Origin of the sequence: Lactobacillus paragasseri (assembly GCF_003584685.1) — a bacterium.
GTDB classification, from domain to species: Bacteria; Bacillota; Bacilli; order Lactobacillales; family Lactobacillaceae; genus Lactobacillus; species Lactobacillus paragasseri.
This window is the reverse complement of sequence record NZ_AP018549.1, coordinates 198,124-217,328: the sequence shown is the minus strand read 5'-3', so window position 1 is coordinate 217,328 and position 19,205 is coordinate 198,124. Positions and strand designations below refer to the sequence as shown.

The window sequence follows — 19,205 nt, the reverse complement described above, 5'->3', positions numbered from 1 at the left end:
GTACCACCCACGTTTGCGCTCAATGCGCCTTAAGTCAGTTGATAAGGAAACTACCCCATTACGTACTTCGCTTGCTTAACCTGCCTAGCTCACACTAACCGCTAGTTCTCTGAACACTGAATTAAGTAGCTACTTTTATTTACCTATGATAATAAGGGAGAATAGCCTTTTAGTCAACCGCTTATTTATAAAAGCCCTTGACGTCCAATGTGTATCCCTTCCCTGCTGACATATCATATTGAATCAATTGATAGTCTTTAAGTAGTTCTTTTTGTTTCTTAGTTAATTTCTTTTCAGAAACTTTCTTACCATTTTGATCAACTAGTTCAAAACCATCACTGCTACTATAGTTAATTGTCATTGCAGGAAGATCCTTGTAGATCCGAGTAAGTAATGCTTGGTAAGCTGTAACTTTAGAATTCGTTTGCTCTAAAGCCATCGAAATAAAGGAACTCGTTGCAACATACTTATCTGGAACAATTTTATTCTTAGCACCATGCTCACGAGCGTACTTATTTGAATAAATAAAGTAAGTAGTAGAATGCATTTTAATTGGATACTTAGATAATAACGATTGATCAATAATTGATGGATAATGATCGCCATAAAAGACAAGCGTGATTGGCTTATTAATTTCATCGATTTCTTTAATAAACTTCTTCACTGCCTTATCAGTATATTCAACACCCTTTGTATATGCCGCAAAGCTAGTCTTAACATTATCATCTGCAAGAGAAGAGCCACTGACATTATCCTTATATTCATTTGGTGAATAATAATCACCATATGGCATATGGTTTTGCATTGAGATCAAGTTAATAAATTGACCATTTTTTCTACTCTTAATTTGTCTCAAGCCATTCTGGTAAGCCGTCTCATCAGAAAGATATGGACTCGTTCCAAGCGACTTTTTATCATAGATCTTATATTTAGAGCCTAAATAAGCAAACTTATTAAATTTAAACCGGCGATAATTATCAATTCGGCCATAATAAGTACCATTAAACGGATGAATTGCGCTACTATAAGGGAAATTCATCCCAATTGTTGGGTAAAAATTATAACGTGAAGTTACCTGAGTATATGGAGTAAGAGCACTCGAGAAGTTTCCCATATTAAATCCAGTCAAGGACTCATATTCCATATTTCCAGTTCCACCACCATATCCAGCACTAAGCATCTTGCCAGAAGTCGTTTGCGACATTAAGCTACGGATATACTTCATCGGATCTCTAACATTATCAGAAATTTTGACTCCTGGGAATTCTTCTGGATCTACAAAGCTTTCACTAAGATTAAAGACAATTGTTTGATCGGATAACTTGTTCTTTCTAGTCTTATTAATAGCAATAGCTTCTTTTTCATACTTTTTAGTAATTTGCTTGATGGCATGTTCAGAATAACCATCAACTTTTTCCATAATTGGCACTTTGATGAAATCTAAGAAAGTTAAGACAGCACCATTATTAGCTGTACTATCCGGTGGATTTCTAAAGTCAGGATTATTATCAAAACCCTTTGAAATATAGTAAATCGCTGAATTTTCATCATTAAACCACACCGGTGTAATCAAAATTAAAAGACTTCCAATTAAAGCAACCCAGCTCTTTTTCTTTCTTCTTAAGTTATGTGGGTGCTTTAGCTCTAGATAAACAATAATTGCAATTAAAAGTGCAATACCAACAAGAATGTAAATTAGAGTCTGCACACCAATCATTGGAATCAGCGTCTTCCAATTAACGATCTCACTAATTTCATTTGGATAAACTGGCTCTTCTCTTAAATCCATCTTAATTCCATCTGCAATTGCAATTCCTAAAGCCAAAACAGTTGGAATACTTGCGGATACCCAGAACCTAGTAGTGATTACATAGAAGATCTCATAAATTGTAAATAAGAAAATCGACGATAAAACTAAGGTGCCAAATTTGCTAGTAAAAATAAAGACTAGAGCAGCCCAAAAGTCACTTGCAGATTGAATGTCTCGAACAGTATAAAAGCCAATGACACTTAAGAACATCAGGAATGCAAATAAGATAATTGATTTAGAGTGTCGCTTTAAAAAGTCTACTCCCGCTTCTAAAAGTTTAATAAGACCATCCAGATTATTTTCATCAAACTTATTCAAAAATCTCTGAACATGCTTATTTGAAAGTAGAAACTTAACAAAAACAAAATTAATAATGAAACTTGCAACTAATAAAGAAAGAATCAATAAAACAGTAACTTTCTTACTTACAGGTGCAAGCAAAAGTTGCAATTTTTCCTTCCACAAACTCATCCCATAAGAAGTAGTGCCAAAGATAATTGCTGGAATTAGAATTGAAAATAATCTGTGAGATACTCCAAGCATTGAACTTCTAAATAATAATGCTCCAGCAATGACAAATAAAATCATCAATGGTGATGATGGCGCCATTAAAAGACTAGTATTCCAAGACATATTCATCTGAGAAAAGATGAATCCTTGCGGCGTCTGAATCGGCATTAATTTAATCGTAAGATAATAAACTGCTGGTAGCAAAATAATCGTTGCTACTACTAAGCCAAGAACTACTTTCTTAGATGCCTTAATCTTTGAAATAAGCATTCCCCAGGCAAAAGGTACAGCTAAGTAAAGGCCAAAAATACTATAACTAGTTAAAAGCGAATTTCCTGCACTTAAGGCAAAAATCAAAACTGTAATGGCTGTCAGCAGCAACACATTTTGCTTAGTATTTAATTTCTCTTGTAATCTAAAAATAAATGGTTGAAAGAATAAAGAAATTATAATTCCGCTAAATAAAGCTGATGTACTAGTTAAAACTGGGAAAAAGATTCCCCATAAATTCCAAGCTGAGAAAAACTGTGGCAACGAAATGACAAATACTAAATAGAAAATAATAAGAGTAACGACGCCTTCAAGCCAGTTCTTAACTGCCTCTTTAAAGCTATACTCCTTATTGCCGTAACTCATCCCATACCAGACAACCACTATCAATTGAATTAAGCTAATTACCATGCCAATTCGCGTTTTAGTAGAAACTGACGTTGGATTATAATTCCAAAAGCCTAAGGTTTGAATTAATATTCCCAGCAACAAACACAAAAGTAAGATCCACTGGATTGTTTTTCTTAAAGCTGATTTCATTTGTATATCCCTAACTTTTTCTTAATTGTTACCAAAACATCTACTCGCTTACCGTGTCCAGTAAAGAAGTCGACAATATCTTTTCTAAATTGAAAAATCATGATTAAAGTAGCAATTAAAAAGATTAATCCTTGTTCCCAGCCAAAGTTAAGCCAAGTAAAAATACTGAACCCCAACATATATACAAGTGGCGGAATAGTAAGATTTTTCATAATAATCACTAAAAACAAGCCAATTAATAAAGCAATCAAACCAGCTCGCCAGTCAAAAAAGACAATCCACAATGCAGTAACTGCCACTCCTTTACCACCCTTGAAGTGATTCCAGAACGGAAATGAATGCCCTAAGACGACTCCAATACCAGCAAAAGATAAATCTAAGCGATTACCATGATAAAGAAAGTAGACAATTAATAATGCTGCCAAAGTTTTAGCTAAGTCTCCAATACAAGTGAGAATACCCCATTTTTTACCAAAAACTGCACCAATATTAGCTGTACCAGGATTACCTGAACCATACTTAGTTGGATCTTTATGTAAAAATATTTTTGCGACAATCATAGCAAAAAGGATATTTCCGAGGAAATATCCTATTACTAGTGAAATTAATTCATTCATTAATAAGCACGATCTCCGTTCCATAATTCATCCGTATAAGGATCATATATGTAGTATACCTGATTAGAATCACCACTGGTCCAATCAAATTGAGAATTCATTGAATTTTGATAAGTTTCATTATTATCAATATTCATTGAATCTAAACCAAGATCATTTCTCACAATATTAGATGTTCGTTGCAATTCTCTATCAGACATTACTTGATATGAAGCATCTCCAATCATTGCTCCTACTCCATGCAAATAGTCGCTGGACATGTTTTGAGTACATTTACGGTAGTTTTTACTAATTTTGACCATTGAATCAAAAGTTAAGTTAGTTCTCAAACTAGTTGAAACAGAGCCTAAGATTGAATCTAAATTCTTTAGCGTACTAAATGACATTGCATGTTCTAAAACGGACATAATTACTTCACGCTGCCGTAATTGTCTACCATAGTCTCCGCGAGGATCGTCATAGCGCATTCGAGAGTAAGCTAAGGCTTGACTACCATTTAAGTGTACCTTTTTACCTTTGGTAAAGGTGTAGCCATCGTAAGTAAAGGTAAGAGGCGGCGTCACTGTAACGCCACCAACGCCGTCTACAATCTTTCTCATTCCGCCCATATTCATTGAAATATAGTATTTTATTGGCACATTAAGGACCTTACTTGTAGTCTTCATTGCCATTTTGGCACCGTCAATATTATAAGCGGCATTAATCTTATGAACGCTAAAGTTTTCGGTGCCAATCATTCTTGCCATGGTGTCACGCGGAATCGACATTAGAGAAAGTTTCTTTTTAGCCGGATTAACGGTTACCAAAATCATTGTATCTGAGTTCCCGCGAACTTCTTTTCTACCAAAAGCTCCCGTATCTGTACCTAACAAGAGAATATTGAATGGTTCTTTACCAGAAAAGCTATCTTGTTTTACAGCAGTCTTTGGGTCATATGTTTTATCAAAGGCATTTTTAGCTTTTAAATAAACAGATCCTGCATAGGCTCCAAGTCCTAAAACCAGCACTAAAATAACCGCAATAATAATACGGATTGGCTTTTTCTTACTATGTTTTTCTTTGTTCAGCTCAACTCTTGAGAGAACAGGTTCTTTGGGCTTATTATCCATAATATTCTTTCTCAAACTTTCTTAAAACAAGGATATTATAGCAAAATTACACTCTGAAAACTTTATTATGCCAAATCTTAAACAATTAGTAAAAAAAGAGGAAAACTTCACACAGCTTCCCTCTTTTCATATTTATTCTAAAGTAATTGTAGTTGAAAAATGTGAACTTTCATCTGGTGCTAGGAAGTTATTGCCTTCTTTTTCCATCCAGTCGGTCAATTCACTGCTCTTAATATCTGGCAAGCCAGCAAAAGGTTCCATACATAAAAACTTAGCTTCTGGATCAGTCATGGTCCATAGCGCTACATATGGGAAATCTTCCAACGTTAAAGAAATTTTATGTTCTGATTTGGCACTACTTAACTCAATCCCGGTTAAACCTGGATTATTAATAATAATCAAACCATCATCAAATTCTGAATACGATAGCGGCAAAGTTCCCTTTTGTGCATTAGGTACTGGAATGACCTTACCATTTCTAAATGGAATTGGATCAATTTGAAATTGAGTTAATTCTGTCACTTCTGGGCTTAAAGTTAACTCATAATCTGAAAATTTCAATTCATCTCCAGCTATTGGCACATTAAAGCCTGGGTGAAAACCAAGTCCAAATGGCATCGTTTCTTCTGAATTATTTTTAACCAAAAATTCTACCTTTAATTGATTAGCTTCTAGCGTATAGGTAACCATCAGACTAAAATGAAATGGATAAACAGCTAGAGTTTCTTCATTTTCAGTTAAAGTCAGACTTACTCGATCGTCTCCCTTATCAACAACTGTCCAAGGATAGTCACGAGCGAAGCCATGTTGCTTCATTTCATATGTTTTCCCATTTAAAATATATTTATTGTCATTTGATCTTCCGATTGCCGGAAAAAGAATTGGAGCATGTCTTTCCCACTCGCTCCCATTCCAAATGTAGTCGGCATTAGTAGTCTTATCGACTACGTGCGTAAGCTGAGCACCGACCTCATTAATTTCAACCTTTAACTGGTTGTTTTCAATTGTTAGCATCCATTGTCCTCCTAAACAATTTCGACCGATCCTATTCTGAAAATATCACGCCACACTCAATATGTCAACTGTAAGCGATAACATATAGTTTATTATTGGATTCTTTATTTCTTAATTTGTTATTTAATTTTTACGTACAATATACCTTTTAAACCTCTATTGTATTTAACTTGACTTTTAATTTGGTTCTAATACAATTAAAAGTGTTCTAATACTAAAAATATTTAAGAATTAGGACAAGTTGATACAAAGAAGGCATCCCTCTGGGATGCCTTTTTTCATTTCTAGAATAATGTAGTTAACATTGCACCGCCAATAATTAAAACTAGGCCTGCAATGGTAAAAATCAAACCGTTGCGAGTTTTCTTTTCATGTAAGAAAATCAAGCCACCTAAAGTAGAAATAACTACGCAAAGTTGTGAAATAACAAAAGCCATGTTAACTCCGTTATCTTGAACGGAAAGAATGTAAGCTAAAGCAGCAATTGCATATAGAATACCTGCTCCACCACTTTGAACAGTAGATTTTTCTTTCCAAACATGTAAATTTTTAGTAACAAGCGTATAGATAAACACAGCTACAAGCATACCAAAGGTTTGACCAAAGAAGATTGAAATACTGCTTCCATGTAAAGCCTTTGGAATTGAGCTTGAAGTAATGTAGCCAAGTGAAGTTAAAACAAGCAAAATAATTGTACTTATCTGATTAGACTTATTACCTTCGCTTGTTCCGCGATCAGTTAATGAAGTTAAAACAACTCCAATAATTAATACTAGAATACCAATAAAGCCATAAAGCTTAGCTTGCGGACTAGCCCATTCACCAAAAGCAAGCACACCTACAAGAGGTACACCAATCAACTGCAAACCAGTTGAAATCGGCATTGTTTCAGAAACACCAATTTTTTCATAAGAAATGTATTGACCAACTTGACCAATTACCCAGCAAGCACCACCTAATGCAGAAAGCAAAAATAGTGACCAGCTCATTGCTGGATGCATAATTGCCATTACAATTGCACCAAAAATAAATGAAGCTGCAACTGTACCAACGATTTGATTATAAACTGTACTATTCTTTACACTAGCAATAACAAGGGGCATCAGTCCCCAGCCAATTGCTGGTAAAAACAAATAAACATATTTCATAATTTTGTATCTCTCCCTAAACTTTTAAACAATTTATTCTATCAGGGATTAATACTGTCTGGCAAGAGTCAATTATGAAATCCTTTTCTTTTTCATTAAGATCCGATTGCTACGCCAGACTGAAATTAGCATAATTATTTCACCGATTATTGGCAAAAAGATAATATTTAACGAGGTTGCACTTGCAAAGATCATGTGCAGGACAACTGCCGCTAAAATCATGATCCAAGAAGTCCATCTTCTAAACCAAGGCTGCCAAATACTTCCTGCTAAAACTAGATAGTATACACAAAGTAGAAATCCTAAAATAAGTAGCCAAGTTTGTCCTTGTACAGTAAAAATTTCAGCACCCATTAGTGCCGCAAAACCGCTGATATAGGCCAAATAGGCTAAAGCCAGCATCATCACTAACCTAATAATTAACAATTCACTATTCTTTTGTTTCATTACAAGATTATTTTTAAAAATTACCATCCCAATCCAGGTTAATAAAAGGAAAGCAATAACTAGACCAATAACGAAATTCATTGCCATTTGATTAGTCATTAAAAAGACAATAATTAAAATCAATCCTAATTCATAATAGAAATTCAAAGCAAAAATACTGCTTTTTAATTCCATTGGTAGCCAGAGTAAGACCACTGCAATAATAAAGAAAATTGCACATCTACCCTTAAGTCCCTGATCAACTGCTGCGTAGTTAGGCACATAAACCAAAATTGCAGCCAAAACTCCAAGAATAGATAAAGCAATTTTTATCCACGTATTTTGACTAAAGTTTTTCATTCTAAAATTCTCCCTCGTTAAGATTATCTCACTTTTCAAATTTATAATCTCACAAAAAAAGTTTCGGAATTTAGGTGATAATTCCGAAACTTTTTGCCATGTTTATTTTTTCTCTTTAATAATATAAATTGGTCGATTCTTAACTTGGATATATACCCTGCCGATATATTTACCTAAAATACCAATGCAGAGTAGTTGCAAACCACCCAGCAGCAAAATAATGCATACCATCGAAGCCCAACCAAAGATGCTTGAACCAGGGTAGAGTGCTCTGCGAATAATCACAATGATCAAGCCAATAATTGATAAAACAAATGATCCAGTACCAATCCAAACAGCTAAGTTAAGTGGTGCTTGTGAAAAGTCCGCAATTCCGTCCATTGCATATTTGAACAATTTCCAAGTGTTCCAATCACTTTCGCCAGCTACACGTTCAACATTGTGATAGTCCAAATACTTAGTCTTAAATCCAACCCAAGAGAAGATTCCCTTTGAAAAACGATTGTATTCAGGCATATCTAAAACCGCATTTACCATTTGACGAGTCATCATTCGGTAGTCACGAGCACCTGGTACAATTTCAGTATCAGAAATCTTATTAACAACCTTATAGAACATATCGCTTAAGAAAGACTTAAACTTAGCTTCCCCTGTACGGTCAACACGACGAGTTCCAATACAGTCATATTCTCCAGTCTTAATCAAATCATACATTTGTGGTAAAAACTTAGGTGGATCTTGTAAGTCAACGTCCATTACGACTACATAATCTCCAGTTGCAGCTTGAAGTCCAGCATAAAGCGCAGACTCCTTACCAAAGTTTCTTGAAAATGAGACAAAGTGAACATGTTCTGGATCTTTTTTACGTAATTCTTTAATTTCCTTAAGAGTATTATCTTTTGAACCATCATTAATGAACCAATATTCTGGCTCTAAATCTGGAATTGTATCCATTACTTTATTCACAGCTGGATAAAAAAGTGGTACAGATTCCTCTTCGTTATAACACGGAACAATAATTGACAATTTTTTCATACTTTAACAGGCTTTCTGATTACTTTCTAACGTCTACTTTTGACTTAGTAGTTTTAATTTTTCTAAATGTAAGTAACTTATTAATTACGAATTGAATTAAGGTAGCGATAAATGTAGAAACGGCCTTAACAATTAGTTGATTATAACCTAACTGAGTTACGAAGATAAATAAACATAATGTAGTAAATAAAGTCGTAATTTGTCCAACTAAATAGTAAGAAACGAATCTTATTAACAACTTATCGTGAACCTTAAAGTTAAGAAAACTATTCCAGAAAAAGTTATTGATTAACCCACAAGATGATGAAATAAAATTAGCTACTTCGACTTGCATCTTAAAATGGGTAAGGAGTGCGAAAATTCCAAAATCAACACCTAATCCTAACACACCAATTAATACATAAATAATCAGCTGTCGCAAGTCTTCATTATGAAGTATTCTTTTAAAAATACCCACGGCTTCTTTTCCCTTCTTTAATCAATCATTACTTATTTTAAACTAATTCTTTTTAAAATACTTTCTTTTTGACAAATTATTAATAATTTAATACAATATGCTTACTTTAAGTTAGCTCAAATTATTATAGTTAATCTTTATCACATTCAAATTCTATATTCGAAAGGAAAGATATATGGCAAAAAAATCAAAAATTGTTAAAGCTGCTAAGCAGCGCGAATTAATTAAAAAATACTACGAATTAAAAGAAGCTGGTGACGTAGAAGCATTAGCAAAACTGCCACTTGATGCTCACCCAACTCATTATCATAATCGAGATCTACACGATGGTAGACCACATGGTTATATGCGTAAGTTTGGTATGTCACGTTTACGCTTCAAAGAACTAGCACATAAAGGACAACTTCCTGGTGTACGTAAGGCTAGTTGGTAAAAATTATAAGACTAGCTCTTAGTTAAAGCAAAACTTAAATACAAAATATAATAGTCATACTTAAATAGCCTCCCAAATGGGAGGCTTTTTTCTTATTTTTTTGTTTAGCCTTAAGAAATTAATCTTTGTTAGTAAATCAAAGATTATATTTAATTACGCAAAAGAGTAAAAAATTTTTTATAACAAAAAAACTCCGACTTTCGTCGGAGTTCTTTAATACTCAATAACTAAAAATTAGTCGTCAAGCTTTTCCTTGTTAACAACATCTAACTTATCGTCAAATGTGTAAACAACTGGTTCACCAGTCTTCATTTCTAAGTTCATGATGTCATCATCTGAGATGTTTTCAATGTACTTAGTTAAAGCACGAAGTGAGTTACCATGTGCAGCAATAATAACGTTCTTGCCGTCAAGTAAATCTGGAGCAATGTGATCTTCCCAGAATGGCATTACACGGTCAAGACATACGTGTAAGTTTTCTGCCTTAGGAACGATGTGTGGATCCAAGTTTGCGTAACGGCGGTCATGTGCTTGACTAAATTCGTTGTCATCATCAATAGCTGGTGGCAAAACATCGTATGAACGACGCCAAATGTGAACTTGTTCGTCACCATATTTTTCAGCAGTAGCTTTCTTGTTTAAACCTTGAAGAGCACCGTAATGACGTTCATTTAATCTCCAAGTCTTAGTTTCTGGAATCCAAAGTTGGTCACTTTCTTCAAGTGCGTAGTGCAAAGTCTTGATAGCACGAGTTAATAATGAAGTGTAAGCTTGATCAAATTCAAGACCGTGTTCCTTAATTAAACGACCAGCCTTCTTAGCTTCTTCAACACCTTTTTCTGAAAGGTTTACATCAACCCAACCAGTAAATTGGTTAGAAAGGTTCCATTCACTTTGACCGTGACGAATTAAAACTAATTTCGACATGAACTGTATCTCCTTTAAAATTCAATGTTTCATTAACTATTTTACACGCTTACGAGAAATTTTCATAGGAATTACGAAAAAAAAGCTTTATTAATCCACAATTTTTTAATGTTAAAATAACAATAGATATATTAATTTGGATAGATTGGAAGAATTACCTATGGATAATATCAATTTAGACGGAGGTCATCTCTCACTTGAACAGCTAAATGCAATCTTTAGAACTATTCCACAAGAAATGGACGTTTTAGATGAAAATGACCGCATTGTCTGGTCATCAATGAATAAAAATCGCCTCTTCAAGCGAACAAAAAAAGATATTGGTAAAACTGTTTTTGAGGTGCATCCCGGCCATAGCCAAAGACACGTTAAAGAAGTTTTAAACCAAATGCACGCAGGTAATCGTAAAAATATTTCAATTATGATCACTAAAGATGAACAGCCGATAAATATTTCTTTCTATAGTCTCCACAACGAAGATGGAAAATATATTGGTTGCATCGAAGTAACACAAGCAGTTAAAAATTTGCAAGTCAAGGGTAGTAAGTTACGAAATATTTTAAATGTCCTTAAAAAGCACTAAAGTTAAGCTCTTATAATACTTTTTTCAACAGAAAATAGAGTAAAATAGTATACGATAGATACATTTATTGGGGGAATATTTTTATGAAGAAAAAATTCGGCTTGCTACTTTTATTGGGAGCAATTTTAGTTTCTATAACTACAGCTTGTTCAAAGAATACCAGTAAACCCAAAACTAATCCTGAGCCTTCTGCAAGTTCGCTAATTAATGCCAAATTTAATTCTAGCTTAGCCAGCGGTCATTTCACTCAAACAATTAATTCTGATGAAATGAGTCAAAAATCAAAATCGGAAGGTCTTTTTAAAGATAAAGGCGATGTAACGAATCTCACTTACACCTTGACTCAAAAGAAAAAATCACAAACGGAACAAATGTGGTTAACTAAAAAAGACATGTACCTTCTTTTAGAGCAAAATAAAGGGCACTGGATTAAAAATTCGGTTAATGCCGATACTTTTGATCCAGATCAAGTAAAAGAAAGATTTGATCCTGCAACTTTTAAGAAAATCAATAAAGCACTTGCTAAAAAGGCTACTGTTCAAAAGAAAAACGGCAACTATGAAATCAGCTTTAACGGTACTGATTCTAACCTATGGAATGCAGTTAATCCACTTGTCATTGACGCTATGAACACTCCAGGTTCACAAAACATGCAAGTAGCTCGTCTAGTTAAATCAGCTCAAGTACAGAACTTAAAAGTTACTTATTTAGTTGATCCTGCAACAAAAAAGATTGAGTCGATGACTTTCAAGGCTCAATACACTGCTGGTGGAAAATATAACTTCACTTGGAACTTAACTTATGATCAACTTGGCCAACATGCCGACTTAGCAGTTCCTGCTGATATTCAGAAGAATGCGATTGACGCTGAAGAGATCAAGAAAGCTCAAGCTGAGCAAAACAATCAATAATCATTCTAGAAAGAAAAACTAATGCAGAAAAATAAAGCAAAAAATAAAAAGATTATTTTTCCTAACAATCAAGGCGGCAAAATTGCCGCTTTAATTTTAGCCATTATTATTTTAGTAGTAATTATTTGGGGTGCCATCTTAGCCTTTGGCAAGCCTAGTCCTAAAGCTGCCTTAACCAAAGCAGCAGATACTGCTATCAAAACAGCTCGTGTTGATGTTAAAACTACCAATTCAAAAGGCAAAATGTACTCAAATTACGTCGTTGGTCCTAATAATACAATTCATATCACAATGAAAAGCATTCCAAAATCAGATACAAATTCCGAGCTCTGGACTAACGATCACTATGTCTACCATCGTGATAATAATGAAGCGTGGAATTATATTAAGCAAAATGCAATCTTTAATGAAGTTTACTCTGGCTACAAAAAACTCTATACAGCTCATAACTTCAAGCAATTCTCTGATGATGCTTTTAAGCAGTTAAAACTCAAATCTAATGGCTTCAATGGCTATGTAATTGCTTACCATGGCGATGATCAAGATGTCATTAAAAGCATGCAAAAAGCCACTTCAGTAGCTTCCACAAGTGACCCGCAGTCAAGTAATGTAAAAAGAATTGAACTTCGAGTTAAGGTTAACCGCCAAAAAGAACTAACCGATCTATACTACAAAGTTACGTACTATAGTAAAAAAGAAGGCACCTTATCACTTCATTTATATGATGTTAACCAAGTTAAGAAACTAAAGATTCCAACCTCGGTTACTAAAAATGCAAAAAAGCTAAATATTAAATCAAATTAAAGGAGAAACTTATGAAATTAGGTATTATTGGTTCTGGAAAAATTGTCCATGATTTTCTAACAATTGCTGATCAAATTCCCGATCTCGAACTTACAGCTCTTGCAACTACTAAGAGAAGTCATAAAATTGGCCTAGATTTACAAAAAGAGTATCAGATTAATAAATTGTACGATAATAATGCTGACTTATTTAATGATCCTGATGTTGATACTGTTTATGTAGCGGTACCAAACAGTTTGCACTTTTCTATTTCAAAAGAAGCCCTTGAAGCAGGTAAAAATGTTATTTGCGAAAAGCCTTTTGTTGCAACTGTTGATGAAGCAAGAAAATTAAAAGCAATCGCTGATCAAAAGAAGCTGATCATTATTGAAGCCATAACTAACATTTATTTAGAAAACTTTAAATTTATCGAAGAAAATCTAGATAAAATTGCTCCAATTCACGTAGTTAACCTTAATTACACTCAATATTCTAGCCGTTATGATGCCTTTCTAGCTGGAGATATTCAACCAGCCTTTGATCCTAAAAAAGACGGTGGCGCTTTGATGGATCTAGGAATTTACAATTTGCATATTATTATCAAGTTATTTGGTAAGCCAGAATCTATCAATTATTTCCCTACAATGCAGAAAAATATCGACACCTCAGGCATCCTGCACCTCAGTTATTCTGACAAACAAGCTAGTTCAATCGCCGCTAAAGACAGTTTTTCACCTAATGTCAGCACTATTGAAGGTGAAAAAGGTGCACTTATTATTTATGGTCATCCTAATGAAATACCTAAAGTCGGAATGCAATTAAAAGGACAAGAAGTTAAAGTTATCAACAACAATAAGTATTCTCACCGAATGGTGGCTGAATTTATTGAATTTACTAAAATTATTGATCAGCATAAGTTCAAAGAAGCTGATCACGCCTTTGTCCATAGTTTAAATACCTTATCTGTTTTACAAGAAGCTAAAAGTCAACGTTAACCAAAAGGACAGGAATTAAAATCCTGCCCTTTTATTTTATTAATTTTTTCTTCCTAGTTCTTCTCGTACTCTTTCTGCATCTTCACCTTTAGCTGTAAAGATCAAATGATCACCAGTTTCAATAATCGTATTACCATGCGGTACTAACCAAGTACCATTTCTCCAAATTCGACTTACCGTCATTTGTTCAATAAAGTCAAGATTCATCAACTTTTGACCAGCATATTTATGATTTCTAACCGTAACTTCAAAAAGACCATTCTTAGTATCAGTTAGAATTCTTAGAATAGATGGCGATTCAATCAAAGCACGTAAAACTGAAGTTTGAACATTAAAGAGATTATAGATTTCAATCTTTTCATTGGTTAAGTTCTTAATTGTTTCTGGCTTTGGTCGCTCTTGACTTGCAATTACTCTTTGAACGCCATGTTCTTTAGCCATTCGAGCAATTTTACGGTTTAATTCATCTTCAATAAATCCAGCTACCAAAATATCACAGTTAAAGACGCCGGCTTTTTCTAAACAAGTTTCTTCAAGACTTGAAATCAACTTTAAATTAGCGACCTTACTCTTATAAGTATCATAATTTTCTTGCTTATGAGTTACTAAAAGAACGTCGTACCAGTTATCATGTAATTCCTGCGCAACCGGTACAGTCATCACATTTGTCCCCATAATAACAACTCTTTGCTTAATCTTATCTTCTTTAGTCAGCTTAAAGATTGAGTTAAACAAAATTGGTCCTAAAATACATACCACAACGGCTGCTAAAATAAAGGCATCTGATTGAGTTTCTGTAATTGCATTTAACTTACGAGCAACTTCTAAAGTTGGAAGCACGATCGTAATCGTAGTCATAATTAAAAATGTTCCTGCAATACTATTACGCTTATTAAAGCTACGAACATAAACTAAAAAGATTGGCAGCTTTGATAAAAGCAGGAATAAAACCAAAACTGGAATTAACATTAAGGCATTCGGATTAGTGATTAAAGTCTTAAGATCTAGCTTAACACCAGTTGTAATAAAGAAAATTGGAATAAAAAAGCCATAACCAATAGAAGTTAATTTATCCATCGTTGCTTCGCTTGGTTCAAGTAATTTCATAACCATTCCGGCTAAGAAGGCTCCAAGAATATTTTCAGCACCTACTCGTTCGGCAACTGTCACTAAAGTGAAAATTAAGAAAAAGGCTAGTCTAATATCCAATTGCGTAGTAGATTTAGATATTCGGTTAAACCACTGATATGGCTGTTTAAATCTTTTTAGTAGAAGAATTGCCACTAGGAATAATAAAATGATTAACCATAATTTTCCTGCATTACCACCATTAATCGAAGCATAGATAGTTAAAAGCAGTAATGGTATTACTTCTCCTAAAACTGCTGTTAGTAAAATTGTTTGTCCAATTGGACGAGATAAGATTTCTTTTTCTTTTAAGGTTGCAATAACCACTCCTAAAGCTACAGTCATAAAGATGATCATTGCTAGCATTACATCGCTAAAGAGTCCGATTAATTTTAATACCTCAGCTAAAATAAGTGCCATAGCTGTAATCATTGCGAAAGAAAAAACTGCTATCCGAGCTGGATTAATGCTACTTTGCTTAGTATCAGGTAAATCTTTTTTCTTGAATAAGTCAAAATTGATTTCCATTCCAGATAGAAACATCAGTAATATCACGCCTAAATTCGATAGAAGTGATACGCTACTGGTAATTTTAATTGTATTTAATAAGCTCTTACCTAAAATTATTCCAGTTACAATTTCAGCAACGGCAGTTGGAATAGCATTGATCTTGAACCGTGCCATAATAATTGGAATAACTAGAGCAGCTAGACTAACAATAAATAGAGATAAGTCCACTTTTCTTCTCCCTTATTATAAAATTACTGTCATTATACTAAAAAAAGCATCAAAAAATAAGTCGGCCCTAAAAAGCCAACTTATTTTCTTTATTCTGCTTCTTCAAAGGTAATACGTCTTGCAATTACCTGCTTTTGAAGTGCTGGTGTAGTTCTAAAATCAGTAAGCCAGTCGCTTCGAGCTGTATCGCTTCCTGCTGCGATTGCATCTGACAAATTTTTAACTGGCATATAGCCTTTTAGCATCCCAGCAAGAAAAGTACCAAGGAGCGCATCACCACTACCCGTACTATCAACTACTTCTTCAATTTCAGGTGCATGTGCCATCAGGGCATCCATCATATTAACAATTGCAGCGCCATTTGCACCTAAAGACAAAAGAACATGCTGTGCACCCTTAACTACTAAGTCATGCGCCATATTAATTAATTCTTTCGTAGTTACCTTTTGATTATCTTTTTCAAACCAATGCTTTAATTCCGTTTCATTTGGCTTAATCAATAAAGGATTCATTGGTAAGATATCAAGTACGTTTTCATAAGGAACATCCACTACTAAGCCTGCTGCCTTTTTATCAGCTACTTTAGCAAGATCGGTTAAGTAAACTGGATCAATTCCTTTGGCAAAACCACCGGCAATAACTAAAATGTCGCCGGCTTTTAAGACTTTCAAATAATCTAATAACTTTTGTTGATTTTTAGCGGTGATCTTAATTCCACGCTTTTGTTCAATAAATTGATTTTCAATCTCTGCTTTATCAAGTTCTTCTGCAACTTGTTCTACGTTTTTATGATTCACAATACCAGTTGCAATCGATTCAATACCTAATTTCTTTAAAACAAGTGAAATATTAATTCCCTTACCTACTACACTTTCGCTAGGATCTAAAGTTACTGTATAAATCAAAACTATGTCCTCCATACTTTTTTCATAATTTATTATAAGACAAAAAAGACATGATTCCTATTCGGATCATGTCTTTTCAAGTTATTCATTTATTTTTGAAAACTATCTGTAAGTTCCCCATGCTTGGTTGTTTAAACGACCTACTAAATAGCCGTATTGACCGTTGGCACGTGGTTGTCTTAACCATACATATTTACCAGCACGGTAGTAAGCATCATACTTAATTACAGTGTTGATTGGTAAAGTTTCAATAATTGGACTCTTGGTACTTGCACCTGTTCTCAAATTGATTGCGCCACCGGTAATGAAAGTACCGTTTTGCTTAGTCCAAGTAGCATTATTGTTAGTTGTAGCTACTACTTTTTGAGTATTTTGGCGAACAACAGGAGTTGTAGCCTTAGCAGAACCTGCTTTGAAAGTGCCCCATGCATTGCCGTCGTTACGTCCTACTAAGTAACCGTATTGGCCATTTGCACGTGGTTGTCTTAACCATGTGTATTGACCAGTAGTACGGTAAGCATCGTACTTAATTTCAGTATTTGTTGGCAATAATGCAATTACCTTACTGTTAGTGCTTGCACCTGTTCTTAAGTTGATTGCGCCGCCTGTGATAAATACGCCATTTTGCTTAGTCCAGTTACTATTTACATTATTGCTTGTATTAGTGTGTACTGGTTGACTTGGCTTGTTAGTGTTTTGTGCAGGCTTATTATTTGTTGCTGGCTTACTTGCTGCAGCAGAACCTGCTTTGAAAGTACCCCATGCATTGCCGTTGTTACGTCCTACTAAGTAACCGTATTGACCGTTAGCACGTGGTTGTCTCAACCATGTGTATTGACCAGTAGTACGGTAAGCATCGTACTTAATTTCAGTGTTTGTTGGAAGTAATGCAATTACCTTGCTGTTAGTGCTTGCACCTGTTCTTAAGTTAATTGCGCCGCCTGTGATAAATACACCGTTTTGCTTAGTCCAGTCACTATTGTTAGTTGCTGGTTTTTGAGCTGGCTTATTATTAGTTGCTGGTTTAGTTGCAACAGCAGAGCCTGCTTTGAAAGTGCCCCATGCACGACCATTATCACGTCCTACTAAATAACCGTATTGACCATTTGCACGTGGCTGTCTCAACCATGTATATTGGCCTTCAGTACGGTAAGCATCGTATTTAATTTCAGTATTGGTTGGTAATAATGCAATTACCTTACTATTGGTGCTTGCACCTGTTCTTAAGTTAATTGCTCCACCGGTAATAAATACACCGTTTTGCTTAGTCCAGTTATTGTTTACATTATTGTTTGTATTTACGTGTACTGGTTGACTTGGCTTGTTAGCTGGCTTAACAGTGTTAGTAGTTGGTTTAGTTACATGGTTAGTAACTGGAGCAACTTTAAAAGTACCCCAATCTTGACCATTTGCGCGTCCCACTAAGTAGCCATATTGGTTGTTAGCACGTGGCTGTCTTAACCATGTGTAGTTACCCCTAGTGCTATAAGCATCGTATTTAACTTCACTGTTTGCTGGAAGTTGAGCAATGACACTACTATTAGTACTTGCACCTGTTCTCAAGTTAATTGCACCACCAGTAGTGAAAGTACCTTCTTGTTTAACCCAGTTAGTATTAACTGCCTTGTTAGAAGTATTAACAAATGGATTCGAAGGGGCTTGACTACTGCTTTGGCCATTAGTATGAACGTTCAAAGTGTTGGTGTTAGCTTGGCTAGCGTTGTTACTCTTATTTGAAAGAGGGAGTACGTTAACATTTCCGTCAACGTTTTGACCACGCCAATTTTGAGTATACTGCCAAATAGCAACATTATTCATTGATGGGAAGTAGTTATAGTCAGGTTGATCTTGACGACCCATAGTTTTATAAGAAGCTACCCATAATGAATTTGGATACTTTTGAGTAACCTTGTTAGTATCAACCTTAGCCTTTAATAACCATTCACTTGAATAAAGCATTGGGTTATAGCCACCATTGTGAACAGTATCCATAAAGCTAGTAATTGCGTTAGCACTTGCTTCACGACCACCGTTAGTGTTGTTATGTGCATCTTGTTCCCAGTCAGCTGCTAAATATGAACCTTGTGGCAAACCAGCTTGTTGAGCTGAATTAACAGCATAATTACCTTCTTGAACAGCTCTGTTGCTATCAGCACCAAAGTGAGCATAGTGGTAACCCATTGGCATCATATTGTTTTGTTCAGCATTATTAATTTGACCTTGAGCATGTGGGTTTTGGTAGTTTGTACTTTCAGATACTTTAACTACAGCAAATTTAGCACCTGACTTAGCTTGTTGAGTCAAATTAGTACCTTGCCAGCTTGAAACATCCACACCTGCAGATCTTGCAGGTACATTATCAGTTGCGGCCTGTACTACTTGATGGGTCTTAGTAATACCCATTGGATCAGCAATTGCCAAAGCTGTCATAGCACTAGCACAAGCCAATGCACTAATAAATCTTTTATTTGTTGAACGCATTAAAAACTTCTCCTCCAAAAAATTT

17 protein-coding genes are annotated in these 19,205 nt (G+C 34.7%); 5 read left to right on the top strand and 12 right to left on the bottom strand.

Features of this window, described 5'->3' with window-relative positions; translation table 11 throughout:
- Positions 1 to 181: 181 nt before the first annotated feature.
- The 8 genes from LpgJCM5343_RS00880 to LpgJCM5343_RS00845 all read right to left on the bottom strand — a co-directional run bounded on the left by LpgJCM5343_RS00880 (position 182) and on the right by LpgJCM5343_RS00845 (position 9,296).
- A complete protein-coding gene (locus LpgJCM5343_RS00880) occupies positions 182 to 3,130 on the bottom strand; it encodes an LTA synthase family protein (protein WP_113576179.1) in 2,949 nt (982 codons plus the stop codon).
- Entirely contained in the window at positions 3,127 to 3,747 is a 621-nt protein-coding gene (locus tag LpgJCM5343_RS00875) for a glycerol-3-phosphate acyltransferase (RefSeq protein ID WP_003649562.1), read from the bottom strand. The genes LpgJCM5343_RS00880 and LpgJCM5343_RS00875 overlap by 4 nt, the downstream gene beginning before the upstream one ends.
- Complete coding sequence (locus tag LpgJCM5343_RS00870) at positions 3,747 to 4,856, bottom strand: LCP family glycopolymer transferase (RefSeq protein ID WP_020806598.1); 1,110 nt, start codon at positions 4,854 to 4,856, stop codon at positions 3,747 to 3,749. The genes LpgJCM5343_RS00875 and LpgJCM5343_RS00870 overlap by 1 nt, the downstream gene beginning before the upstream one ends.
- A gap of 132 nt (positions 4,857 to 4,988) precedes the next feature.
- The gene (locus LpgJCM5343_RS00865) at positions 4,989 to 5,870 is read right to left on the bottom strand and encodes an aldose 1-epimerase family protein (RefSeq protein WP_003649564.1); all 882 of its coding nucleotides are present in this window, start codon (positions 5,868 to 5,870) and stop codon (positions 4,989 to 4,991) included.
- A gap of 284 nt (positions 5,871 to 6,154) precedes the next feature.
- A complete protein-coding gene (locus tag LpgJCM5343_RS00860; RefSeq protein ID WP_003649565.1) occupies positions 6,155 to 7,018 on the bottom strand; it encodes a GRP family sugar transporter in 864 nt (287 codons plus the stop codon).
- Between the two features lie 72 nt (positions 7,019 to 7,090).
- Positions 7,091 to 7,804, bottom strand: coding sequence for a hypothetical protein (locus tag LpgJCM5343_RS00855; RefSeq protein WP_077959356.1), 714 nt, complete (start codon positions 7,802 to 7,804; stop codon positions 7,091 to 7,093).
- A gap of 102 nt (positions 7,805 to 7,906) precedes the next feature.
- Positions 7,907 to 8,839, bottom strand: coding sequence for a glycosyltransferase family 2 protein (locus LpgJCM5343_RS00850; RefSeq protein ID WP_003647925.1), 933 nt, complete (start codon positions 8,837 to 8,839; stop codon positions 7,907 to 7,909).
- Between the two features lie 19 nt (positions 8,840 to 8,858).
- Entirely contained in the window at positions 8,859 to 9,296 is a 438-nt protein-coding gene (locus tag LpgJCM5343_RS00845) for a GtrA family protein (protein ID WP_003649567.1), read from the bottom strand.
- A gap of 175 nt (positions 9,297 to 9,471) precedes the next feature.
- Here LpgJCM5343_RS00845 and rpsN point away from each other — a divergent pair, with 175 nt between their 5' ends.
- Complete coding sequence (rpsN, locus tag LpgJCM5343_RS00840; RefSeq protein WP_003649568.1) at positions 9,472 to 9,729, top strand: 30S ribosomal protein S14; 258 nt, start codon at positions 9,472 to 9,474, stop codon at positions 9,727 to 9,729.
- A 234-nt stretch (positions 9,730 to 9,963) separates the two neighbouring features.
- Here the strand turns inward: rpsN and LpgJCM5343_RS00835 are convergent, their stop codons facing one another.
- Positions 9,964 to 10,656 (bottom strand): 2,3-diphosphoglycerate-dependent phosphoglycerate mutase, encoded by a 693-nt coding sequence (locus LpgJCM5343_RS00835; protein ID WP_003650693.1) that lies wholly within the window; start codon positions 10,654 to 10,656, stop codon positions 9,964 to 9,966.
- 160 nt (positions 10,657 to 10,816) lie between these two features.
- Between LpgJCM5343_RS00835 and LpgJCM5343_RS00830 the strand changes: the two genes are divergently transcribed.
- The 4 genes from LpgJCM5343_RS00830 (at position 10,817) to LpgJCM5343_RS00815 (ending at position 13,928) form a co-directional block, all read left to right on the top strand.
- Positions 10,817 to 11,239: a PAS domain-containing protein gene (locus LpgJCM5343_RS00830; protein WP_020806603.1), complete on the top strand. Its 423-nt coding sequence runs from the start codon at positions 10,817 to 10,819 to the stop codon at positions 11,237 to 11,239.
- Positions 11,240 to 11,322: 83 nt separating this feature from the next.
- Positions 11,323 to 12,150, top strand: a complete 828-nt coding sequence (locus LpgJCM5343_RS00825; protein WP_049161759.1) for a DUF6612 family protein — start codon at positions 11,323 to 11,325, stop codon at positions 12,148 to 12,150.
- Positions 12,151 to 12,171: 21 nt separating this feature from the next.
- The gene (locus LpgJCM5343_RS00820; RefSeq protein ID WP_049161761.1) at positions 12,172 to 12,954 is read left to right on the top strand and encodes a hypothetical protein; all 783 of its coding nucleotides are present in this window, start codon (positions 12,172 to 12,174) and stop codon (positions 12,952 to 12,954) included.
- Between the two features lie 11 nt (positions 12,955 to 12,965).
- Entirely contained in the window at positions 12,966 to 13,928 is a 963-nt protein-coding gene (locus LpgJCM5343_RS00815; RefSeq protein ID WP_101890923.1) for a Gfo/Idh/MocA family protein, read from the top strand.
- A gap of 39 nt (positions 13,929 to 13,967) precedes the next feature.
- Here LpgJCM5343_RS00815 and LpgJCM5343_RS00810 read toward each other — a convergent pair whose 3' ends face one another.
- The 3 genes from LpgJCM5343_RS00810 to LpgJCM5343_RS00800 all read right to left on the bottom strand — a co-directional run bounded on the left by LpgJCM5343_RS00810 (position 13,968) and on the right by LpgJCM5343_RS00800 (position 19,180).
- A complete protein-coding gene (locus tag LpgJCM5343_RS00810; protein ID WP_077410102.1) occupies positions 13,968 to 15,794 on the bottom strand; it encodes a monovalent cation:proton antiporter family protein in 1,827 nt (608 codons plus the stop codon).
- 89 nt (positions 15,795 to 15,883) lie between these two features.
- Complete coding sequence (locus LpgJCM5343_RS00805) at positions 15,884 to 16,714, bottom strand: PfkB family carbohydrate kinase (RefSeq protein ID WP_003649577.1); 831 nt, start codon at positions 16,712 to 16,714, stop codon at positions 15,884 to 15,886.
- Positions 16,715 to 16,801: 87 nt separating this feature from the next.
- On the bottom strand, positions 16,802 to 19,180 hold the full coding sequence (locus LpgJCM5343_RS00800; RefSeq protein WP_113576178.1) for a GH25 family lysozyme: 2,379 nt from the start codon (positions 19,178 to 19,180) through the stop codon (positions 16,802 to 16,804).
- Positions 19,181 to 19,205 lie beyond the last annotated feature (25 nt).